The following is a 20252-nucleotide window of genomic DNA, read 5'->3' on the forward strand; positions in this document are numbered from 1 at the left end:
TATTTTGAACATTCGGAAAAATAAAGGTTAATCTTTACAAGGAAAACGTTGCCACGTGTTACACAATCTTTCTTTACAATATATAAGGGGTTTCTTGATACACGTAATAATTCAACCAATTAGAAAACAATAAATTCCCATGACTCCTCCACCTAACAAGCGGCTTTTCATCTGGATTATTATGTTTAAAATAGTTTTTTGGCACATCAATATTTAATCCCTTGTCACGATCTCGTTCGTATTCTTGCTTTAACGTATCACAACTATATTCACTATGCCCGAGGGCAAACACTTGCCTTCCTTCTTGCCCAATGACAAGGTGAACACCCGCTTCCTCAGAATTTGCTAATAATGTTAAGTCTGTCACCTCTCTAATATCACTCTCTCGTACTTCTGTATGACGAGAATGCGGGGCAAAAAACAATTCATCAAACCCTTGTAACAATTTCACATGTTGCTCACGGACTTCATGTTCAAATACACCGAACATTTTTTCCTTAAGAGGATACTTTGGAACACCATAATGATAGTACAAGCCAGCCTGTGCCCCCCAGCAAATATGAAGCGTAGATGTTACATTCTTTTTTGAATACTCCATAATACGTTTAAGCTCTTCCCAATAATCTACCTCTTCAAAAGAAAGAGTTTCAACTGGTGCTCCTGTAATAATAAGTCCATCAAATTTCTCATTCTCAATATCACGAAATGTTTTATAGAAACTCGTTAAATGGTCCTGCGCTACATTACGAGACAAATGTGATTCCATATGAAGTAAGTGAACATCTAATTGCAACGGTGTGTTGCCAATTAAACGAAGTAATTGCGCTTCCGTTTCTTGCTTTGTAGGCATTAAATTTAAGATAGCAATTTTCAATGCCCGGATATCTTGTGTTTCTGCTCGCTCCTTCGTCATTACAAAAATATTTTCCTTCTGCAACACTTTGCGAGCTGGTAAATCTTTATCAATTATGATCGGCATGTTCTTTGCCTCCGACTAGCGCTGCTTCTAAATCTGCAATAATATCAGAAACATCTTCTATACCAACCGATAAACGAATTAAATCTGATGTAACGCCAGCTAGACGCTGATCTTCAGCACTTAATTGTCTATGCGTTGTGCTAGCAGGATGTATAACGCAAGTTCGTGCATCCGCTACATGCGTTACGAGAGTTGCTAGTTTTACATTTGCGATAAATTCTTTCGCTGCTTCTAATCCGCCCTTAATGCCGAATGTTAAAACACCACTAGCACCTTTTTTCAAATACGTTTGTGCTAACGAGTAATTTTCGTTGCTATCTAATCCAGGATAATTCACCCATTCAATACGTTCATGATTAGCAAGCCACTTAGCAACTGCAAGAGCATTTTCGCTATGACGCTCCATTCGTAAATGCAAAGTCTCTAAGCCAATATTGCTAATATATGCATTGAATGGGCTCATACAATTTCCATAATCTCTTAATAGCTGAACACGTGCTTTCACAATATACGCTGCTGCACCAAAGTTTTGAACGTAACTTACACCGTGATAACTTGGATCTGGTTCAACAAGTTCAGGATACTTTCCATTTGTCCAATCAAAGTTTCCACCGTCAATTACAATACCGCCTAAGGAGCTCGCATGCCCATCGATATATTTAGTCGTAGAATGAACAATAATATTTGCCCCATGTTCAAACGCCTGGCATAAATAAGGAGTTGCTAATGTATTATCAACGATAAAAGGTACCTCTAATTCTTTAGCGGCAGCTGAAAATTCTTTAAAATTTAAAACATTCATCGCTGGATTTCCTAACGATTCTGCATAGATAAGTTTCGTCTTGTCATTAGCAAGTGCCGTAATTTCATCTGCTGTTAAATTTGGATTAAAGAACGTAACATCAATGCCCAGCTTACGCAAACTCACTCCAAATAAATTAAACGTTCCCCCGTAAACCGTTGAAGAACAAAGTAAATGATCCCCACTACTACAAATATTTAAAACTGCGAGCATAATAGCTGCTTGCCCAGAAGCCGTTGCGACAGCTCCTACACCGCCTTCTAAATCTGATAACTTCTGCTCAAATGCGGCTAGAGTAGGGTTTCCAATACGCGTATAAATATATCCTTCTGCCTCTAAGTTAAATAGAGCTGCTAAATCATCCGAAGTATCGTATTTATACGTTGTGCTTTGATAAAGTGGTAAAACACGTGGTTCACCATTCTTTGGCGTATAGCCACCTTGCACACAAATCGTTCCTTTTCCCCATGATTCTCCCATCTCTCATTCTCCTTTCTTTTATACAAAATAAAAAACTGCCCCTTTCCTGAAAACAAGAAAGGAGCAGTTTGAAAACACGCTCTAAAGGCTCTTTCTTATCTCTCAGGATTACTACCTGCAGGATTTGGCACAATTCCGTTATACGGCTGTTGCCAAGGTTTCATCGGGCCTGTCCCTCCACCTTTTCTTGATAAGACTATGCAATTACCGTTGATTTTATAGCAATAATTTCCTAATGTCAAACAGTTTTTCTGAATGTTCTAAAATAAATGTTAACAATTTCATATAAAGAAACAAAAGAAATATATTCCATACTAACTCGAAAAAGACCTTTAGAAAAAATGATTCATGTAAAATAAACCCCAATCATCTATTTTCATTAAACAAACTGTTTTAATAGAGCGTATAATTCTTCAAAATTATGCACTTCATATGTCGGTATAATCCCACTATCATTTAATTTCCTTTCTGGATTAAACCAACAAGTATCAATTCCTGCTACATATCCACCTTTAATATCGGCACTTAATGAATCCCCAATAATCAGCCCTTCTTCAGGTGCAAAGTTAGGAATCCGTTCAAAAACATAATCAAAATACTCTTTCATCGGCTTTTGAAAACCTGTATCTTCCGAAATAAAAACATCTTTAAATAATGAATGTAACCCTGCATTACGCAAACGTTTATCTTGCGTCTTAGAAACACCATTTGTCACTATATACAACTCATACTCCCCTTGAATTTGTTTTATAAATTCAAACGCACCTTGCATGAGTTGATTTCCTTCTTCTAAGTAGCTACGATAATTATTTTCGAATAATATACCGTCTACTTCTTCTCCATACTCTTTAAACAACAGAGAAAATCGTGTATTTACAACTTCATTACGTGATAGTTCACCTTTTTCAAAAGCATCCCAAAGACCTTTATTTATTTTTTTATAACAAGCCTCTATCTCGTCTGTTAAAGGAATTCCCTTCTCTTCAAAAAGCACCCGTAAAGCCACTTTTTCAGCCTTTTGGAAATCTAGTAATGTATCATCTACATCAAATAACAATGTTTTATATTTTTTCATAAATTCATCACACTCTCTTTTCTACAAAAACAAATTTACATAAATCGTATCATTCCTTCTTGTAAAGATAATAGGAGATATCTCATACTATACATGGGGGTGAAAATATGAAAATCAGCAAAAATGAGGAAGAAATTTATCAATACATGCAAATCCATCAATTCCATACCCTATTTTCATTTCATGTCTTGCCATATGTAGAGCTACATTCTTTTCAAACGAAAGAGATGATATGTAGCGAAGGAAATGCTCTTCCTTATCTCTATTACTTAATTTCTGGGAAAGCAAAAATATATATGAGTCATCAAAACGGGAAGGTTTCATTAATTAACTTTATTCAAGCACCATCTTTTATCGGGGAATTAGGATTAATAGGAGTAGAAAATATTACTAAGTCCGTTGAAGTACTAGAAGATTGTATGTGTCTGGCACTTCCTCTTAAAAATTGTCAGCAACTTTTATTACAAGATGCAACGTTTTTACAGCACTTATGCAAATTTATTGGAGAAAAGACAATTACTCGCACTGAAAATTACGCAAAAAACTATAGTTATCCTTTCGAAAATCGATTAGCTGCTTTTATTTTATTAACAGAGCAAAATAATTGTTATATAGAAAAGCATACCGAGGCCTCGGAATATTTAAATGTCAGCTACCGTCATCTTTTATATGTATTAAATCAGTTTTGCCAACAAAATTATTTAAGAAAAGAAGGCCGAACATATTATATAAAAGATCGAAATACATTAGAAAAACTTGCTGATGAACTAAAAATATAAAAAAACAGCATTAACATGTAAACGTTAATGCTGTTTTTTCGAGTGACGATTATAATTTAAATTAAAATTTACTTGCTACTTTAGCTGCTTCTTCAAGACCTGCAGCAATAATTTCTTCTGCTTTATCTGGGAATTGGTTATGTCCTTCAATAACTACTGTTTCCATGTTTGTTGCGCCGAAGAAGCCCATCATACTTGCTACATATTTAACAGCCATTTCTACCTCAGCTGCTGGACCTTCTGAATATACGCCGCCTCGTGCATTTAATAATGCAATCTTCTTATCTCCGATTAGGCCAACTGGACCCTCTGGCGTATATTTGAACGTTTTACCAGCACGGTTTAAATAATCAATATATGTGTGTAGCACTGCTGGAATCGTTAAGTTCCATAATGGGAAGCCGAAAACAACTTTATCAGCTTCTAGGAATTGATTTAAATACTTATCAGCAACTGCTACTGCTTTTGCCTCTTCTTCTGTTAAATCAAATCCTTTACCTACCTTAAATGTACCATTGATCATGTCTACGCCTACATATGGTAATTCTTCTTTATATAAATCAAGTTCTACTACTGTATCATTTGGATGTGCTTCTTTATAGTTTGCTAAAAATGCCTCATATAATTTTACACTAACTGCTTGTTCCGCTGGGCGGTTGTTTGCTTTAACGAATAAAACTGTTGCCATTATTTCTTCCTCCTAGTACTCACTCTTATGTTGTTATATGCTTTCAAAAAAGGTATCCCTTGTAATTGTTGTTTTGTTGCTTACAAACATATTTTATCTTTATATCAGGACAATTTCGTCCTCACATAGACGTATTTTTCCATAAAAAAAGTCCACCTTCTAAAGGCGAACTAGGTCTTACGACTTTCGTCTTATACAATTCCATTTTTCACTGCATATAACGCCGCTTGCGTACGATCGGATAAATTTAATTTACTTAAAATGCTACTTACATGTGCCTTAACTGTCTTTTCTGTAATAACTAAAACAGATGCAATTTCCTTATTGCTCATCCCTTTTGCTAATAGTTGCAACACTTCATTTTCTCTCGCCGTTAGCACACCCACTTGAAGAAAAGGTTCTTCTTCCTTTTCTTCCACAGGTAATGTTTGAGAGAGAAGAGTATTTGCTATATCCGGATGCAATTGAATATTCCCTTTATATGCGCTTCGAATAGCTTCAACAAGCTGATCTGGTTCTACATCTTTTAAAATATACCCACTTGCCCCCGCCCTTAACGCTGGTAAAACATGCGCCTGATCAGAAAAGCTAGTTAATACAATTACTTTCACATTCGGATATTCTTTTTTGATGCACGCCGTCGCCTCGACACCATCCATTTCGGGCATATATAAATCCATTAATACAACATCTGGATTCGTCTCCCCTACTTTCACTAACGCTTCTTTCCCATTATTTGCTTCTCCAACTAACGCTAAATCTTCCTGTGTACTTAAGAAAAATGCTAATCCTTTTAAAACGACTGTATGATCATCGACTAACAATACTTTTATTTTCACAAACTTCCCTCATTTTCACATCATAATGGTACTTTTACTTTTACGCTCGTTCGCTTCTTACTGCTTACAATTTTAATTGTTCCACCAACTAATTCTACTCTTTCACGCATCGTAGTCATGCCGAGTGATTTCTTCTCTTTTATATCCTTTTCTACAAAGCCCTTTCCTTGATCGACTATTTCTAATGATACATTCTTCTCTGTCACTTTGAAATAAATCGTTGCTTCTCTGACATTCGCATGTTTACTTACGTTATTTAAAGCTTCTTGTCCAATTCTCCATAGCGCTTCCTCTACTACACGCGGTAAATCACGAACACCTGTAACTTGTTCCCTAATTTTCAGTCCCAAGTTTTCACCGTACTGCTTTAAAGCTGGTAATAAACCTTTTTCTAACCCTGCCGGACGAAGCTGCCAAATTAATGTTCTCATTTCCTTTAAAGCTCCTTGCGCTAATTCACGCATCTCATGCAAAGATTGGTCAACCTTTTCATTTTGACCTTTTAAAACTGCCTCAGCCCCTTTTGTCATAAAGGTTAATGAAAATAATTTTTGCGAAACAGAATCATGTAAATCCCTTGCTAATCGGTTTCTTTCTTCCATTCGTACGAGTTCACGGCGCTGTTCGTTTAATCTTAGATTCTCTATTATTAATGAAACGTGATTCGATAACGCTTGAATTATATCTATTGTATTAACATCAAATTCCCCATTATTTAAACTAACACATAAAACACCAAATATATGATTTTGAATATGTATTGGCGTAGCAATAACAACTCCATTTACATGTTTTAATAGAGCTAGCTCACCTTGTTCTAACGCCTTCTTTGCCGCTTCTTTTACATCCTCTTGTAACTCTTCCTGCCCATAAGAAGCTCGCAAAGATAACTCTATTTCTTCCCTAATAAAAAACGCCACTTGATTCCACTGAAATACTTCACCTACGTGATTTACCACTTTTTCAGGTAATACATTAAACTTATGAATCGTTTTTAAAGCTTGAATAAACCGCTCCAATTTCACATAATAATGTGCTCTTCGCTTTTCATTTTCATATAATTTTGTTCGCTTTAAAGCCGTACCGATTTGGAAAGCAACTGATTGGAGCAATACTAATTCTTCTTCTGAAAAATGTGTTTTACCTGGGCTAGCTACATTTAAAACACCAAATTTCTCTCCTCCAGCCTTTAAAGGAACCGTAGCATGATGAAGAATTCCTTCTGTATCTCCCCAATTATATTCAATTGCATTATTAATTCTTTTACATTCAATAATATTAACGGCTCTCTCTAATTTCCCATCTACGAAGCCGCGTAAACACCAACACTCACCTTCACACATCGGGCGTTTATTTTCATATGTAAGTGCCTCTGGTAACTGGTAATCGATCACCTTCGTATACTTCCCATTTTCATCCGCGAGAAAAATCCAGCCTGTCGTTAAACCTGTTACACTGAGCAATTTTTCTAGCACTGCTTGCAATACATGATATGTATCATTTGATGTATTTAATGTTTCTGCAATTTCCTTTAATATAACTAATTCATTTGTACGATTATCTCGAAACATACTCAGTCTCCTGCATACAAGATTTTAAATAGCTCTTAAAATAAATCATCTACTTTTCACTTTGTACTTATTCGTAACATTGATATAATGGTGAAAACATAGTTTTCATTATATCACTTGAGGGGGCTTTCATAATGACATTAAATAAAGCACTTACTATCGCTGGTTCTGACACAAGTGGCGGTGCTGGTATACAAGCAGATTTAAAAACATTCCAAGAACTTGGCGTATACGGAATGACATCTCTTACAACAATCGTAACGATGGATCCACATAACGGTTGGGCACATAACGTATTTCCAATCCCAGCTTCTACATTAAAACCACAATTAGAAACAACAATTGAAGGTGTTGGCGTAGACGCTTTAAAAACAGGTATGCTTGGATCAGTAGAAATTATTGAAATGGTTGCAGAAACAATCGAAAAGCACAATTTCAAAAATGTAGTAGTTGACCCTGTTATGGTATGTAAAGGTGCAGATGAAGCATTACATCCTGAAACGAACGATTGCTTACGTGACGTTCTTGTGCCAAAGGCATTAGTTGTAACACCAAACTTATTTGAAGCTTACCAATTAAGCGGTGTGAAAATTAATTCTCTTGAGGACATGAAAGAAGCAGCGAAGAAAATCCACGCTTTAGGTGCCAAATACGTACTAATTAAAGGTGGAAGCAAACTTGGTACGGAAACTGCAATCGACGTCCTATATGATGGAGAAACATTCGATCTTCTAGAATCAGAAAAAATCGATACAACCAATACACACGGTGCAGGTTGTACATATTCTGCTGCAATTACAGCAGAACTTGCAAAAGGAAAACCTGTGAAAGAAGCAGTAAAAACTGCTAAAGAATTCATCACAGCTGCTATTCGTTACTCATTCAAAATTAACGAATACGTAGGTCCAACTCACCATGGTGCATATCGTAAATTCGTTGTATCAAAAGAACTTGTCTAATATATAAATAAAAACACTCACAAGGTTCATACATTGCCTCTGTGAGTGTTTTTTATAAGCTTTATGTCTTCTGGTCATCTTATCTTTAAGATGCAGAACTGACCTTATTTCTACCATTTCGTTTCGAGTAGTATAACGCATCATCCGCCGCTTGAATAAATTGCTCTGATGACCCTTCATACTCTGAAACCCCTACCGAAACCGTAATTTTTATTTTTGTTCCATCTAACAATTGAAATGAGTGACTTTCAACAGCTATACGAATTTGCTCGCCCATACGAATTCCGTAAGCTAATCCCTTATTCGGTATCAAAAGCGCAAACTCCTCTCCACCCTTTCGAAAAGCCAAATCTGGAAATTGTGAAGTTTCTCGTAAAATACATCCTACTTGTTTTAACACTTCGTCCCCTGCAGGATGCCCGTACGTATCATTTACATACTTAAAGTGGTCAATATCTATAAGTAGTAAACAAAGCGAATCATTTTTCATGTTCTTATTACTAATATGACGATTCATCTCTAAATCAAACTGTCTTACGTTTCCTAGACCTGTCAATGCGTCTACCGTTGCGTATTGCTTCATCGTTTGGAATAACTCATTGGATTGTAAAACGTAATTTGCACTTATGAATGTTATGTAGCCTGTAATAATACTAGAAATTAAATATAATCCTACTATGTTAATATCTTTAATTAACCATATATATAGTGAGGGGATTAGAATAGATAAAATATATGTATGTAACCATGCCCACTTTTCTCCTAGAGAGAGATTTAGACGCGAAATAAAGATACTACCTACTCCTATCGCAATAATTGTATAAAAAGCTACTTGAGAAGCTAATGAATAATCCATAAATAATAACCTAGTTACTAAAATCATACTAACAGCTATAGTACTCGCTATCGGGCCTCCAATTATAACAGCTAAAATAACAGCTAAGTAGCGCAAATCCAATAGGATGGTACCAACATGAACACCGAAATACATTAGTAATATACCTAATATTCCAGTAAGAATACCTACTACACATTTCTGCCAAAGAGAAAACTCTTCTTTTAACGGCCTATCTCTTAAAAGCTGACCTCCAACAAAAATAAAGGAAAGAATAATTGTTGTATTTACAAATAAGTCCCTTAACATAAAATAATCTCCCTACTTTTCCATCTATCCCCTTCCTCACTTTATTGTATACGAAATCCCTATAATTCCCAAAGTTTTTTGTTTATTTTTTGCTGTTCCACGTGAAACAGCCAAAAAATAAAAAGGGCGAAAACTCGCCCTTTTTCATTAACAACAGCGTGATATTTTTCCACCCTTTGCATTAAATCTTGCTTCTTGTGCCTCAGCAAAAAATTGCTTTTGACATACAACCTCTTCTTCAGGATGATGCTTTTTCATATGCTCCACATATACTTCATAACTTGGTACCCCAACGAGCAAACTAATAAAGCGTTTTCTTTCCCCCCATACTTTCCGTAGTCGTTTAAGCATAATAGTTCCTCGACTCACTTTCATCTCTAGAAATATATGGTGCCTCTTTTAGCGGCATCGGCTTATTTCTTAATACTTGAATCCAAATTCGAATTGCAGAAATTAATACAGCGATTACAACTATCATAAAAATCCCGCAAAGCGCTGCATCAATATAATCATTGAAAATAATTTGCTTCATTTGAGCAACATTTTTAGCTGGTGCTAACACTTTCCCCTCATCTAATGCTCCCTGGAACACCTTTGCATGAGATAGAAATCCTATTTTAGGGTTTTCATGAAATAGCTTTTGGTAACCTGCCGTCATCGTTACAATAAGCAATCCAACAGTTGGAATAAGTGTCACCCAAACATATGCCTTTTTCCCCATTTTGAACAAAATTGTCGTTCCAAGTAATAATGCAATACCTGCTAACATTTGATTTGCAATACCGAAAAGTGGCCATAATGTATTAATTCCACCAAGCGGATCTACTACCCCTTGGTACAAAAAATAACCCCATCCTAATACACATAACGTTGTAGCTATCACATTCGCTAATGTAGAATCTGTTTTCGCAAACGGCTTATATACATGCCCTAAAATATCTTGAATCATAAATCGTCCTACACGCGTTCCTGCGTCAATCGTTGTTAAAATAAATAGGGCTTCAAAGAGAATAGCAAAATGATACCAGAATGCCATCATCGCCGTTCCACCTATTACTTGTGAGAAAATATATGCCATACCTATCGCTAACGTTGGTGCGCCACCTGTACGTGATAAAATTGTTTGCTCTCCAACATTTACAGCAAGTTCTTTTAGTTCATTTGGTGTAATAGCAAATCCCCATGAAGAAATAACTTGAGCTGCCTGCGATACATCCGTACCAATAAGTGCTGCCGGACTATTAATCGCAAAATAAGTTCCTGGTGTTAATACACAAGCTGCAATCATTGCCATCGCAGCTACAAACGACTCCATTAACATTGCTCCGTAACCAATTGGCTGTGCATGTCCCTCTTGTTCAATCATTTTTGGCGTCGTACCTGATGAAACAAGAGCATGGAATCCAGAGACTGCACCACAGGCAATCGTAATAAATAAGAATGGGAATAAATTACCGGAGAAAACAGGACCTGTTCCATCAATAAATTGCGAAACTGCTGGCATTTGTAAATCAGGTGCTACAATTAAAATACCTATCGCCAATCCAACAATTGTTCCAACTTTTAAAAATGTACTTAAATAATCACGTGGTGCTAATAACATCCAAACTGGTAATGCAGATGCAATAAATCCATATACAATAAGCATAATAGCAATTGTTTCACCACTAAATGTGAACATACTTGCAAGTGTTGGATTTTCTGCTACATACTGTCCTCCAATAAGAGATAAAATAAGTAGGATAATACCAATTACTGACCCTTCTCCAACACGACCAGGCCTAATATAGCGCATGTAAACTCCCATTAAAATAGCGATAGGAATAGTTGCTGCTATCGTAAACATTCCCCAAGGACTTCCAATCAGTGCCTTTACTACGACTAACGCTAATACTGCTAATAAAATAATCATAATTCCTAAAATACCTATCATTGCAATTAGTCCTGTAACAGGCCCAATCTCATCCTTAATCATTTCTCCTAACGATTTACCATTACGTCTCATCGAAGCAAATAAAATGACAAAATCTTGGACAGCCCCCGCAACAACTACCCCAACAATAATCCAAATGGTCCCTGGTAAATATCCCATTTGTGCTGCTAAAATCGGTCCTACTAAAGGTCCCGCCCCAGCAATCGCTGCAAAGTGATGTCCAAACAATACCCACTTATTTGTTGGAACATAGTCTTTCCCATCATTTAATGTATGGGCTGGTGTTTGCCGATTATCATCTAAATTAAAAACCTTTCTCGCTATAAATCTACTATAAAAGCGATAAGCAACTGCATATACACATACAGCAGCTACTAAGAGCCATACAGCATTAATGGTTTCACCTTGTGATAAAGCTATCACCCCAAAAGCACCTGCTCCTACTGCTGTAATAACGCCCCAAAGTAAGATCGATTTCAATGTCTTCACATACAATTCCCCCAATACTATTTCTTAGTGGAGATTGTACTAAATTTTCTGAATATTTAACTTGAATCCTCCCTATCATGAAGGATTTTCAGTTTATCATGTTAAAATACTCTCATTACCTACTATAATTCAATGTTATTTCGAAGGCGTTTTACATAATTACGACTGACTGGAATCGGTTGCTCATCATACCTATCTAAATACAAATTATACGTGCCATTATAATAAGGTTTCAGTTCTTTTACATATGACATATTAATTAAATAGCTTTTATGCACACGTAAAAAATCATATGCATTTAGCTTATTTTCTAATTCCTGAAGTGTATATGTTGAAATATACTGATTATTCGTTGTGTAAATTGAAACAGTTTTATTTTCTTTATTTTTACTTACATATACGATATCTTCTGGAAGAATATATCGTATACCCTCTTGGCTTTCTATCGGTAGTTTCCGCAAATAACTCTTTGCTTTCTCACCTTGTTCTTTACCTATTTTATATAAAAGAAATTGTAAATCTTCTTCACGAAATGGTCGTAATAAATAATAAAATGCTTGGAAACGAAAAGCTGTAATGGATTCTTCTATGTTTTCACCTACAAAAATAAATTTTGTATAGCAATTTATTTCTCGTAATAAACTTGCATATTCAAAACCAGTACCATCTAGTAATTTGGAACTTAAAAAAACAAAGTCTGGTATATGTTTTTTCATCATAAATAAAGATTCTGTTCCTGTCTTTGCTTCAAAACATTCTACATTTCTCATATTTTCAGTGAAATTTTCAGCTAACTTTCTTCTCTCTTCTGCCTCTTCCATGATCAGTAAAATTTTCATTTCTTCAACCACCTAATTCTTTGTCCATATGTCCTGCTGTATACATTCGCTTTTATAAGAAATAATCCCTTTTTCTTACTATACCATTATTTATCTAAAAAAACAGAAAAAAGGAAACCACTTCGGTTTCCTCTCCCCCTTTATCCTACATTAACTGCCTAGAAAGAGCTGAGTAGTGTAGGATAATAAACGGTCAGGGCTACGTTTAAAATTTCACTTTATACTAATTCTCGTTGCTTCGTTTCCTGTCCAAGTATTACTACAGCGAATACACCAATTAAAATTGATCCGCAGAAAATCGTAAATATTAGTGATAGTGAAGCTTCTGAGGCAACTAAATACCCCACTAATAGTGGCCCTAGAATACCACCAATACGCCCAAATGCTGCTGCCATTCCTGCACCAGTACCACGAATAACCGTCGGATACTGTTCAGGTGTATAGGCGTATAATGCTCCCCAAGCACCTAAGTTAAAGAAGGATAGTAACATACCTGCCACAATTAATACTGTTAATGAATCCGCAACCCCAAACAAATAGGCACTGCAAGCTGTCCCGATTAAATACGTAACCAACACAAATTTACGACCGAGACGTTCAATAAACCAAGCAGCGGTGAAATATCCTGGAAGTTGAGCTAATGTCATAATAAGTACGTATTGGAAACTTTTTATTAAACTAAATCCTTTTAGCACCATTACACTCGGTAACCAAAGGAACATTCCATAATAAGAAAAGACAACACAAAACCATAGAATCCATAGCATAATTGTTGCTTTACGATATTCCCCAGACCAAACTGATTTTATATTTTCAATAACAGATGGTCTTTTTTCAACTTTTTGAAACCTTGGGGAATCCGGTAAATTCCACCTTAAATATAAAGCATATAGTGCTGGAACTGCACTCAATACCATCGCAACTTCCCAACCATATTTCGGAATAACAAAATACGAGATAAGGGCTGCAATTAGCCATCCACCTGCCCAAAAACTTTCTAATAACACAACAATTTTCCCACGCTCATGCGCTTCAACACTCTCTGATACTAATGTAGAGGCAACCGGAAGCTCTCCGCCAAGCCCCATACCAATTAAAAAGCGTAAAACGAGAAACATCGCGAGTGTCGTCGTTAATGCAGTTAAACCACTACCGATAGAAAATAATAATAATGTAATAATAAAGACTGATTTTCGGCCTATTTTATCTGATAGTATCCCAAAAATAAGCGCTCCTACTGCCATACCGATTGAGTTAATACTGCCTATCCAGCCCATTTCCTGGCTCGTTAATCCCCAATCCTTTTGCAAGGCTACCATTACAAATGAAAGCATTCCAACATCCATTGCATCAAATAGCCATCCAAGCCCAGCTATACCAAGTAGTTTGCGCTTCGAAATTTCTTTTACCTTGCCCACTAGAAGTCCTCCTCACACAGGTGTCTTTACACATCATTTTACATGTGTGAATTGTATAAGTAAAATACTTTTGTGTAAAAAATTCTCCTTCATCATTCCCAAAAAGTAAAACGTCTATCCCGATCGGTGAGGGGTAATAATCAGTAGGGATGCCTCACTAATTAAAGTTTCAATTTATTAAAAATGAACAAATAAAAAAAGCAGCGATATTTCGCTACTTTTTCGAACGCATTACTTCTTTTAAAAATTCCGCTAATACTAACTGACGACGCCAGCGTGTTGGATTACTGCATAATCTATAAAACCACTCTAAATGAATCGCTTGAATCCATTTTGGTGCACGTTTTACCTCTCCAGCCCATACGTCTAAACTTCCACCCACTCCAACAGCCATTTTCGTTTCTAAACGCTGCTTATTGTTTTGGATAAAGTTCTCTTGTCTCGGGAAACCAAGTGCAACAAGTAATAAATCTGGTTTTGCTTCTTGAATGCGAGAAATAATATTCTCTTCGTCTTCTTGTTTAAAATAACCATCTTGTGTACCGGCGATGGATACAGCTGAATATGTCTTTGTTAAATGATCTGCTGCAGCTTGTACAACATGCGGCTTTGCACCTAATAAGAAAACAGATACTGGTTTACTATCTTCTGATAACTTCGCAAGTAAATTACACATTAAATCAAAACCTGCTACACGTTCTTTTAAAGGTGTACCAAGCATGCCGCTTGCCTTTACAACCCCAATACCATCAGGTGTAATTAAATCTGTATTCAATAATGTTTGATAGAACTTTTCATCCTTTTTTGCGCACATAACAATTTCAGGGTTTGCTGTTACTACCTGAAACGTATGAGTTCGCTCCGCTTCTAGTTGTTCTTTTAAATATTGGACCGTTTCATCCATTGTCATTGTAGAAAAAGGAACGCCTAGAATATCAACTGTTTGTACTGCCATAGTTAACTATCCTCTCTATCATTACAAGTTTTTCGCTATTAATTGCTTATATGTTTCCTTTGTATCTTCATATAGTTTTTGAAGTGAGAAATTCATAGTAGCATGCTCATAAATATGTTTTCCCATTGCTGCTAATTCTCCCGTTTTCCACTTATCATACGCTTCTTCTAAAGCTAATGCTAATGCCTTTCCATCACCTGTTGGCACAATCCATCCGTAAGTTTCATCTACGATTAATGGTTCAATTTCTCCAGCCCTAGTCACAATTGATGGTACGCGTTGATTTGCCGCTTCTAATAAAACTAGTGGGAACCCTTCACTATGGGAAGTTAATAAATTTACATGTGACGACGCAAATAATTGTTTTACATCTTGACGATGTCCTAAAAACTCTACTTTATCGTTAATCCCTTTTTCAGTAGCTAATGACTTTAGATTTTCTTCTAATGGGCCATCGCCAACTAATAATACTTTAATTTTCTCCAATTTTGTTTGTTGTAACGCATCGAATAAAACTTCATGCCCTTTGACAGGATGTAATCGCGCTACTTGGATTGCCGTAAATACATCTTCATCAATATTGAACATTTCTTTTTTATTATAGCCTTCTGCTTTTTCCTTATCGTATTCAATTCCATTATAAATAACATGCATCTTTTCATTTGAAATCCCTAATGCTGCCAGGCTTTTTTTCAATCTATTTGTTACAACGAAAAATAAGTCTATATTTTTTAAGGCTTTCAAATTTAATTTCGTAAAAATCCAACCTTTTAAGCCCTGTTTAGTAAAGTCTTGAAATGGATCACTATGAATAGTCGTTACCCATTTTGCCTTTATTTTCTTTTTCATTAAAGAAACATAGAAATTAGCCCTAGGACCATGCGTATGAACTACATCAAATTTTTCTTTATTAATAAATTCACTTATATTCTTTAAAATGGATAAATCATAGCGCGATTTTTGTGAAAACACATGGACTTTTATCCCTAATTCCCTTGCTTCCTTCGCAACAATTCCATCTTCAAATACTGCTAATTCTACTTCACCAGTTGGAAACTGATCGAGAAGTGAAATAATATGTGTTTTCCCTCCCCCATCTTCTGCTCCTGCATTCATATGCAATATTCTCATGTTTTTTCCTCCTTTAAATCCTCGCTACGTTTCCAGCTATTTTTATTTTACTGTACTAAAAAATAAAAGCTAACAAAAGTTAGCTTTTATTTTTATCATTCAATTTCTAGGTCTACTATTAGATAAGCTAGCACCACTACAAAGTAAATCCCAACTCCTGGTGCTGTTAAAATATGTCCTGCAATATAAGCAATACCTAATGCTAACAATAAGCTTGCTGCGATCATTCCATATTTTATATTAAATATCTCTTTAAACCTTGTAATAAATGCTAGCAGGATTCTTAAGCCGTAATAAACAAATGGAATCATTAGTAATACAAAACCAATAATTCCAAAATCATAAAACCAATCGTGGAAGTCCATTTCGATTAGCTTTGGATCTGGCTGCTTTTGTTCATTATATTTAAAGTTACCTGCATAGCCCATTCCTAGTAATTTTTGTGTCATTGGCGCTTCTTTAAAGAACTGCTTATGTCTTTCTTCATATACTTGACGTCCGCTGAAAATAAGATTTTCTTGATTTTCTTTCTTTTGCTCTTTCTCAAGCTCTTTCTTAACTTCCTCTTCTATCTTCGCCTTTTCTTCTGGCTTTTCAACTTTATGATGATTTTCTTCTTTTGCTTTAAGTTCTTGCTCTTTTTTCAGCTTCTCTTTAATTTCTTGTTCTTTTTGACCTTGTTGTGCCACATTTTGCTCTGTTAAATAATTATTGTGAATACCCATATTTTGCGCTAATGGTGTTTGTTTAAATGTTCCAACTACACCAGCTAATAGGACAATAGCAATTACTGCATTAAGCGCAAGAGATTTTTTGTTCGGATTTTTTCTATCAAATAATAATTGTAGGAAAATAATCCCGATTGCTGCCGCTAACGTAGCACCAATTGAGCCCATCCCTACTTTTGTACCAACTTGAATTAGCGAATAAATCATTAAAAGTGATGGAATCCAATATAAAACGTGCTTCACGCTCTTTGTTTTTTGAATAGAATATAGTACCACAATAGGGAAAATAATAGCTAAGATTGAACCTAGTTCATTCCCTGCATAGAACCAACCTCGAGAACCAACCTTCATCCATTCATAACTACCAAAATCAGTAGATGTTGAAATAGAAATAACCATAATTGCGTTAATGATTAATGTAGAATATACAATACTATTTCGAACCTTATCACTAATATTAACTGTCTTTTTCAATGATTTTAAAGCTAAAATGTATGATCCCAGCATGATATATATATATAATGCTTTCGCAACGAATTTAACTTCTTCACCAAGTACAATAGGATTTTTAACTAGTTTGTTATTAATAAATCCTATTCCTAAAACTCCGGCTAATAATATAAGATAAATTAAAAACTTTCTATTTTCCTTCTCTTTTGCCTGAATTAAAATGTAAATACCACCAACAGCCATAATAAGGAATCTTACTAAAATTCCAACGGTAGCATTTGATTTTAATAAAGTGATGCTAAGAGACGTTAATAAATCTAAAACAGGCTGTAAAATAATAAAAAAGAGCAAAAAATGCTCAAATCTAACCCTAGCTTGATTTGCTAACATTCCAAGACCTCCATACAAAATCTTAACATTATCTTTTAATCATAATTTTTTATCGTTCAAACACACCTAGCAATTATAACATAACTCATATTCAAATCGAGAACTATTTTTCCAGCTAAAACTAGCCTGGATAAGTATTAATCAGTAATAGAAATTACCGTCCTTTAGCTATACTCCCCCATTTTTACAAAAGCTATCTAACAACCATCCCCTTATTTTTGGCAGTATATACATATTTTTTTATCATTTTATGCAAATATAATCAGCGTACCTACCACTGTAACATTTTACCAACTATAAAACATCAAAAAATGTAAAATTGATCTTTTCATATCTTTTTCAAATTACTTTATGGCTAATTTCCAAACATTTTCAAACGCTTTCTTTATGTATTTTATCCGTTTTTCTACATGTAGCGAAAAGTAATTGTTATTTCCAATACTTTAGTGTATATTTTTTCTCTGGAACATCTTTAAGAGGAAGGGATTAAGGCCATGTTATTAATCGATATATTTACGTTTCTTGGCATTATCGCCGCTGCCATTTCTGGTACATTAGTTGGTTTAAAAAAAGATTTAGATTTATTTGGTGTCCTTTGTTTAGCTGTAGCTACTGCGCTCGGCGGCGGTATTATTCGTGATATCATGATTGGTAACCTGCCCCCTGTCGCATTTGTAAAACCCATTTACTTTTTCGTAAGTGTATTATCAGCATTATTTACTTGTATGTTTTTTGAGCGCATCAATAAGCTTCAAGTCGTTATTATGCTTTCTGATGCTGTTGGCTTAGGCGTTTTTACAGCTATTGGTGCAAATGCGGCAATGTCACATCATGTTGACGCCTCATTTCTAGTTGTTTCAATGGGAGTCATTACAGGTATTGGAGGCGGTATTTTGCGTGACATTTGTGCTCAAGATATCCCTTACGTATTCCGAAAAGAGATTTACGCAATCGCTTCTATCTTAGGAGCAATTAGCTTCCTAATCACATACGCTATGGGGGCGCACGTATTAGCTTTCTATGTTTGTTTATTAGTAACATTCGTTATTCGTGTCGTCACTGTAATATATAATGTGCATTTCCCTGTTTTCTTTAAAACACATGCTAAAATTAATAAAGGCCATTAAGAGAATTCTATCTAGAATTCTCTTAATTTATATACTATTCTACGAACTAATATAGAGTAATTATATATAAGCATATATAATTACTCTATATTAGTTTTAAAATTGAAAACGTTTTATACACAGGGGGAAGAATGATGCTTGGGGTTTTCAAAAAAAATATTAATAAAACAAACGCCAGTATAATCGAATTAAGTAAGGACCAACAAATAACTTTTAATGTACCTACTAATTCTGAACTGAAAATTCAAATGGATATGCTACACATTTCAAAAGAAGATTTACAAGTTGTAAAAGTACTACAGCCTTTTATTTATGCAGAAATTGATTGGATTACTGAAAAATTCTATGCCAACATTACAAAACAACCTAATTTAATTGCTATTATTGAACGTTACAGCTCTATTTCAAAACTAAAGCAAACTTTAAAAACACATATTAAAGAATTATTCAGCGGCAATATGCATGAAGATTTTATTGAACAGCGTGTTAGGATTGCCAAAAGACATGTACAAATTGGCTTACATCGAAAATGGTATACTGCTGCTTATCAAGAATTATTCCGCTCTATCATGAAGATTTTGCAAACAAAAATAACAACAATCGATGATTTTTCCTATTCTATAAATGTCATAAATAAATTATTCACTCTTGAACAAGAACTTGTTCTTGCAGCTTATGAATCTGAATATGAAAGAATGCAAAAAGAGCATGAGAAAGAAAAAGAACTAACTGCTATGACAATTACGCATATCGCAACAGAACTAGCTGCTGTATCTGAAAAGACAAGCTCTTCTATTCAAAAACTAACCGCTAAGTCTGAAACTATTGTAGAGATCGCTAAAACAGGTACATCATTAGCTACAACATCTGAAGAAAAAGCGAATAAAGGGAAAGAACAATTAAACCAGCAAAACAAACGAATGGGATCTATTCAAATGAATATGGAAACGATTATTACAGATACTCATGAACTTCTCGATATTTCTAATAAAATTAACGAAATCATAGATATCGTTAAATCGATCGCGGAGCAAACAAATTTACTCGCACTAAATGCTGCTATCGAGTCTGCACGTGCTGGAGAATTTGGGAAGGGGTTTTCTGTTGTTGCTGGTGAAATCCGAAAATTATCAGAGCAAACGAAAGAATCTATATTTAACGTTACAAAGCTCGTCGAAAAAACAAATGAACAAATTACCCGTGTCTCGTCTTCCGTGAAACAAATTAGCTCTCTCGTATCGGAAGGAACGGATAGTATGTCGGCAACAGATCGATATTTCCAAGAAATTGTAAAAGATATGTCTAACTCAAAAGAACAGAATAAGAAAATTGAACATGAGCTACAAGCTATTTCACAAGTAATGAAAGGAATTCAAGATGATTCCTCACAAATGGCTCTAACAGCCGATAGTTTGCAACTAGAACTAAATCGATAAGATAAAGTGAAACTTTAATCAGTGGGGGTTTTGTTCATCC

The 20252-nt window shown here is 35.1% G+C and carries 18 protein-coding genes, 1 pseudogene and 1 riboswitch; of the genes and pseudogenes, 5 read left to right on the plus strand and 14 right to left on the minus strand.

Annotated elements, in window-relative coordinates:
- Nucleotides 1-73: 73 nt before the first annotated feature.
- The 3 genes from metA to JFU02_RS18720 form a co-directional block, all read right to left on the minus strand.
- Nucleotides 74-979 (minus strand): homoserine O-acetyltransferase MetA, encoded by a 906-nt coding sequence (gene metA / locus JFU02_RS18710; RefSeq protein ID WP_001121547.1) that lies wholly within the window; start codon nt 977-979, stop codon nt 74-76.
- Complete coding sequence (locus tag JFU02_RS18715; protein WP_098285259.1) at nt 963-2261, minus strand: bifunctional O-acetylhomoserine aminocarboxypropyltransferase/cysteine synthase; 1299 nt, start codon at nt 2259-2261, stop codon at nt 963-965. Before JFU02_RS18715 ends, metA begins: the two co-directional genes overlap by 17 nt.
- Before the next feature lie 92 nt (nt 2262-2353).
- Nucleotides 2354-2458: riboswitch (SAM riboswitch) on the minus strand.
- Nucleotides 2459-2640: 182 nt separating this feature from the next.
- Nucleotides 2641-3336: a YjjG family noncanonical pyrimidine nucleotidase gene (locus JFU02_RS18720; RefSeq protein ID WP_201071442.1), complete on the minus strand. Its 696-nt coding sequence runs from the start codon at nt 3334-3336 to the stop codon at nt 2641-2643.
- 107 nt (nt 3337-3443) lie between these two features.
- On the opposite strand from JFU02_RS18720, the gene JFU02_RS18725 reads away from it, so the two are divergent.
- Nucleotides 3444-4115, plus strand: a complete 672-nt coding sequence (locus JFU02_RS18725; RefSeq protein ID WP_098285260.1) for a transcriptional regulator YeiL — start codon at nt 3444-3446, stop codon at nt 4113-4115.
- A gap of 61 nt (nt 4116-4176) precedes the next feature.
- Here the strand turns inward: JFU02_RS18725 and JFU02_RS18730 are convergent, their stop codons facing one another.
- From JFU02_RS18730 to JFU02_RS18740, 3 genes are all read right to left on the minus strand, one after another.
- The gene (locus JFU02_RS18730; protein WP_000246735.1) at nt 4177-4803 is read right to left on the minus strand and encodes an FMN-dependent NADH-azoreductase; all 627 of its coding nucleotides are present in this window, start codon (nt 4801-4803) and stop codon (nt 4177-4179) included.
- 191 nt (nt 4804-4994) lie between these two features.
- Nucleotides 4995-5642 carry a response regulator gene (locus tag JFU02_RS18735; protein ID WP_000695793.1) on the minus strand — a complete coding sequence of 216 codons (648 nt, stop codon included), beginning with the start codon at nt 5640-5642 and terminating at the stop codon, nt 4995-4997.
- Between the two features lie 20 nt (nt 5643-5662).
- Nucleotides 5663-7213: a GAF domain-containing sensor histidine kinase gene (locus JFU02_RS18740; protein WP_000488151.1), complete on the minus strand. Its 1551-nt coding sequence runs from the start codon at nt 7211-7213 to the stop codon at nt 5663-5665.
- A gap of 134 nt (nt 7214-7347) precedes the next feature.
- On the opposite strand from JFU02_RS18740, the gene pdxK reads away from it, so the two are divergent.
- Nucleotides 7348-8172 (plus strand): pyridoxine/pyridoxal/pyridoxamine kinase, encoded by an 825-nt coding sequence (pdxK, locus tag JFU02_RS18745; protein ID WP_000174252.1) that lies wholly within the window; start codon nt 7348-7350, stop codon nt 8170-8172.
- Nucleotides 8173-8257: 85 nt separating this feature from the next.
- Here the strand turns inward: pdxK and JFU02_RS18750 are convergent, their stop codons facing one another.
- From JFU02_RS18750 to JFU02_RS18785, 8 genes are all read right to left on the minus strand, one after another.
- The gene (locus tag JFU02_RS18750) at nt 8258-9316 is read right to left on the minus strand and encodes a GGDEF domain-containing protein (RefSeq protein WP_000942922.1); all 1059 of its coding nucleotides are present in this window, start codon (nt 9314-9316) and stop codon (nt 8258-8260) included.
- A gap of 147 nt (nt 9317-9463) precedes the next feature.
- A complete protein-coding gene (locus JFU02_RS18755) occupies nt 9464-9667 on the minus strand; it encodes a YbdD/YjiX family protein (RefSeq protein ID WP_000919819.1) in 204 nt (67 codons plus the stop codon).
- Nucleotides 9660-11738, minus strand: coding sequence for a carbon starvation protein CstA (cstA, locus tag JFU02_RS18760; protein WP_000854307.1), 2079 nt, complete (start codon nt 11736-11738; stop codon nt 9660-9662). Before cstA ends, JFU02_RS18755 begins: the two co-directional genes overlap by 8 nt.
- Nucleotides 11739-11860: 122 nt before the next feature.
- Nucleotides 11861-12577: a LytR/AlgR family response regulator transcription factor gene (locus JFU02_RS18765; RefSeq protein WP_000698260.1), complete on the minus strand. Its 717-nt coding sequence runs from the start codon at nt 12575-12577 to the stop codon at nt 11861-11863.
- A gap of 218 nt (nt 12578-12795) precedes the next feature.
- On the minus strand, nt 12796-13995 hold the full coding sequence (locus JFU02_RS18770) for an MFS transporter (protein WP_000521104.1): 1200 nt from the start codon (nt 13993-13995) through the stop codon (nt 12796-12798).
- Nucleotides 13996-14209: 214 nt separating this feature from the next.
- A complete protein-coding gene (locus tag JFU02_RS18775) occupies nt 14210-14950 on the minus strand; it encodes a WecB/TagA/CpsF family glycosyltransferase (protein WP_000290752.1) in 741 nt (246 codons plus the stop codon).
- A 21-nt stretch (nt 14951-14971) separates the two neighbouring features.
- Nucleotides 14972-16081 (minus strand): glycosyltransferase family 4 protein, encoded by a 1110-nt coding sequence (locus tag JFU02_RS18780; protein ID WP_001221220.1) that lies wholly within the window; start codon nt 16079-16081, stop codon nt 14972-14974.
- Between the two features lie 95 nt (nt 16082-16176).
- Nucleotides 16177-17649 carry an O-antigen ligase family protein gene (locus JFU02_RS18785; RefSeq protein ID WP_000880754.1) on the minus strand — a complete coding sequence of 491 codons (1473 nt, stop codon included), beginning with the start codon at nt 17647-17649 and terminating at the stop codon, nt 16177-16179.
- A gap of 494 nt (nt 17650-18143) precedes the next feature.
- On the opposite strand from JFU02_RS18785, the gene JFU02_RS18790 reads away from it, so the two are divergent.
- The 3 genes and pseudogenes from JFU02_RS18790 (at nt 18144) to JFU02_RS32795 (ending at nt 20212) form a co-directional block, all read left to right on the plus strand.
- Entirely contained in the window at nt 18144-18776 is a 633-nt protein-coding gene (locus JFU02_RS18790; protein ID WP_000924377.1) for a trimeric intracellular cation channel family protein, read from the plus strand.
- Between the two features lie 134 nt (nt 18777-18910).
- Nucleotides 18911-19456 (plus strand): annotated as a pseudogene (locus JFU02_RS32790) (protoglobin family protein); the annotation flags it as partial.
- A gap of 54 nt (nt 19457-19510) precedes the next feature.
- Nucleotides 19511-20212 carry a methyl-accepting chemotaxis protein gene (locus JFU02_RS32795; RefSeq protein WP_390227533.1) on the plus strand — a complete coding sequence of 234 codons (702 nt, stop codon included), beginning with the start codon at nt 19511-19513 and terminating at the stop codon, nt 20210-20212.
- Nucleotides 20213-20252: the final 40 nt, after the last annotated feature.

It is taken from the genome of Bacillus sp. TH13, from assembly GCF_016651175.1.
Classification (GTDB): Bacteria; Bacillota; Bacilli; order Bacillales; family Bacillaceae_G; genus Bacillus_A; species Bacillus_A thuringiensis_S.

Coding starts and splice junctions, on each gene's coding strand:
- metA (WP_001121547.1), bottom strand. CDS start 979: ATGCCGATCATAATTGATAAAGATTTACCAGCTCGCAAAGTGTTGCAG.
- JFU02_RS18715 (WP_098285259.1), bottom strand. CDS start 2,261: ATGGGAGAATCATGGGGAAAAGGAACGATTTGTGTGCAAGGTGGCTAT.
- JFU02_RS18720 (WP_201071442.1), bottom strand. CDS start 3,336: ATGAAAAAATATAAAACATTGTTATTTGATGTAGATGATACATTACTA.
- JFU02_RS18725 (WP_098285260.1), top strand. CDS start 3,444: ATGAAAATCAGCAAAAATGAGGAAGAAATTTATCAATACATGCAAATC.
- JFU02_RS18730 (WP_000246735.1), bottom strand. CDS start 4,803: ATGGCAACAGTTTTATTCGTTAAAGCAAACAACCGCCCAGCGGAACAA.
- JFU02_RS18740 (WP_000488151.1), bottom strand. CDS start 7,213: ATGTTTCGAGATAATCGTACAAATGAATTAGTTATATTAAAGGAAATT.
- pdxK (WP_000174252.1), top strand. CDS start 7,348: ATGACATTAAATAAAGCACTTACTATCGCTGGTTCTGACACAAGTGGC.
- JFU02_RS18750 (WP_000942922.1), bottom strand. CDS start 9,316: ATGTTAAGGGACTTATTTGTAAATACAACAATTATTCTTTCCTTTATT.
- JFU02_RS18755 (WP_000919819.1), bottom strand. CDS start 9,667: ATGCTTAAACGACTACGGAAAGTATGGGGGGAAAGAAAACGCTTTATT.
- JFU02_RS18765 (WP_000698260.1), bottom strand. CDS start 12,577: ATGAAAATTTTACTGATCATGGAAGAGGCAGAAGAGAGAAGAAAGTTA.
- JFU02_RS18775 (WP_000290752.1), bottom strand. CDS start 14,950: ATGGCAGTACAAACAGTTGATATTCTAGGCGTTCCTTTTTCTACAATG.
- JFU02_RS18780 (WP_001221220.1), bottom strand. CDS start 16,081: ATGAGAATATTGCATATGAATGCAGGAGCAGAAGATGGGGGAGGGAAA.
- JFU02_RS18785 (WP_000880754.1), bottom strand. CDS start 17,649: ATGTTAGCAAATCAAGCTAGGGTTAGATTTGAGCATTTTTTGCTCTTT.
- JFU02_RS18790 (WP_000924377.1), top strand. CDS start 18,144: ATGTTATTAATCGATATATTTACGTTTCTTGGCATTATCGCCGCTGCC.
- JFU02_RS32795 (WP_390227533.1), top strand. CDS start 19,511: ATGACAATTACGCATATCGCAACAGAACTAGCTGCTGTATCTGAAAAG.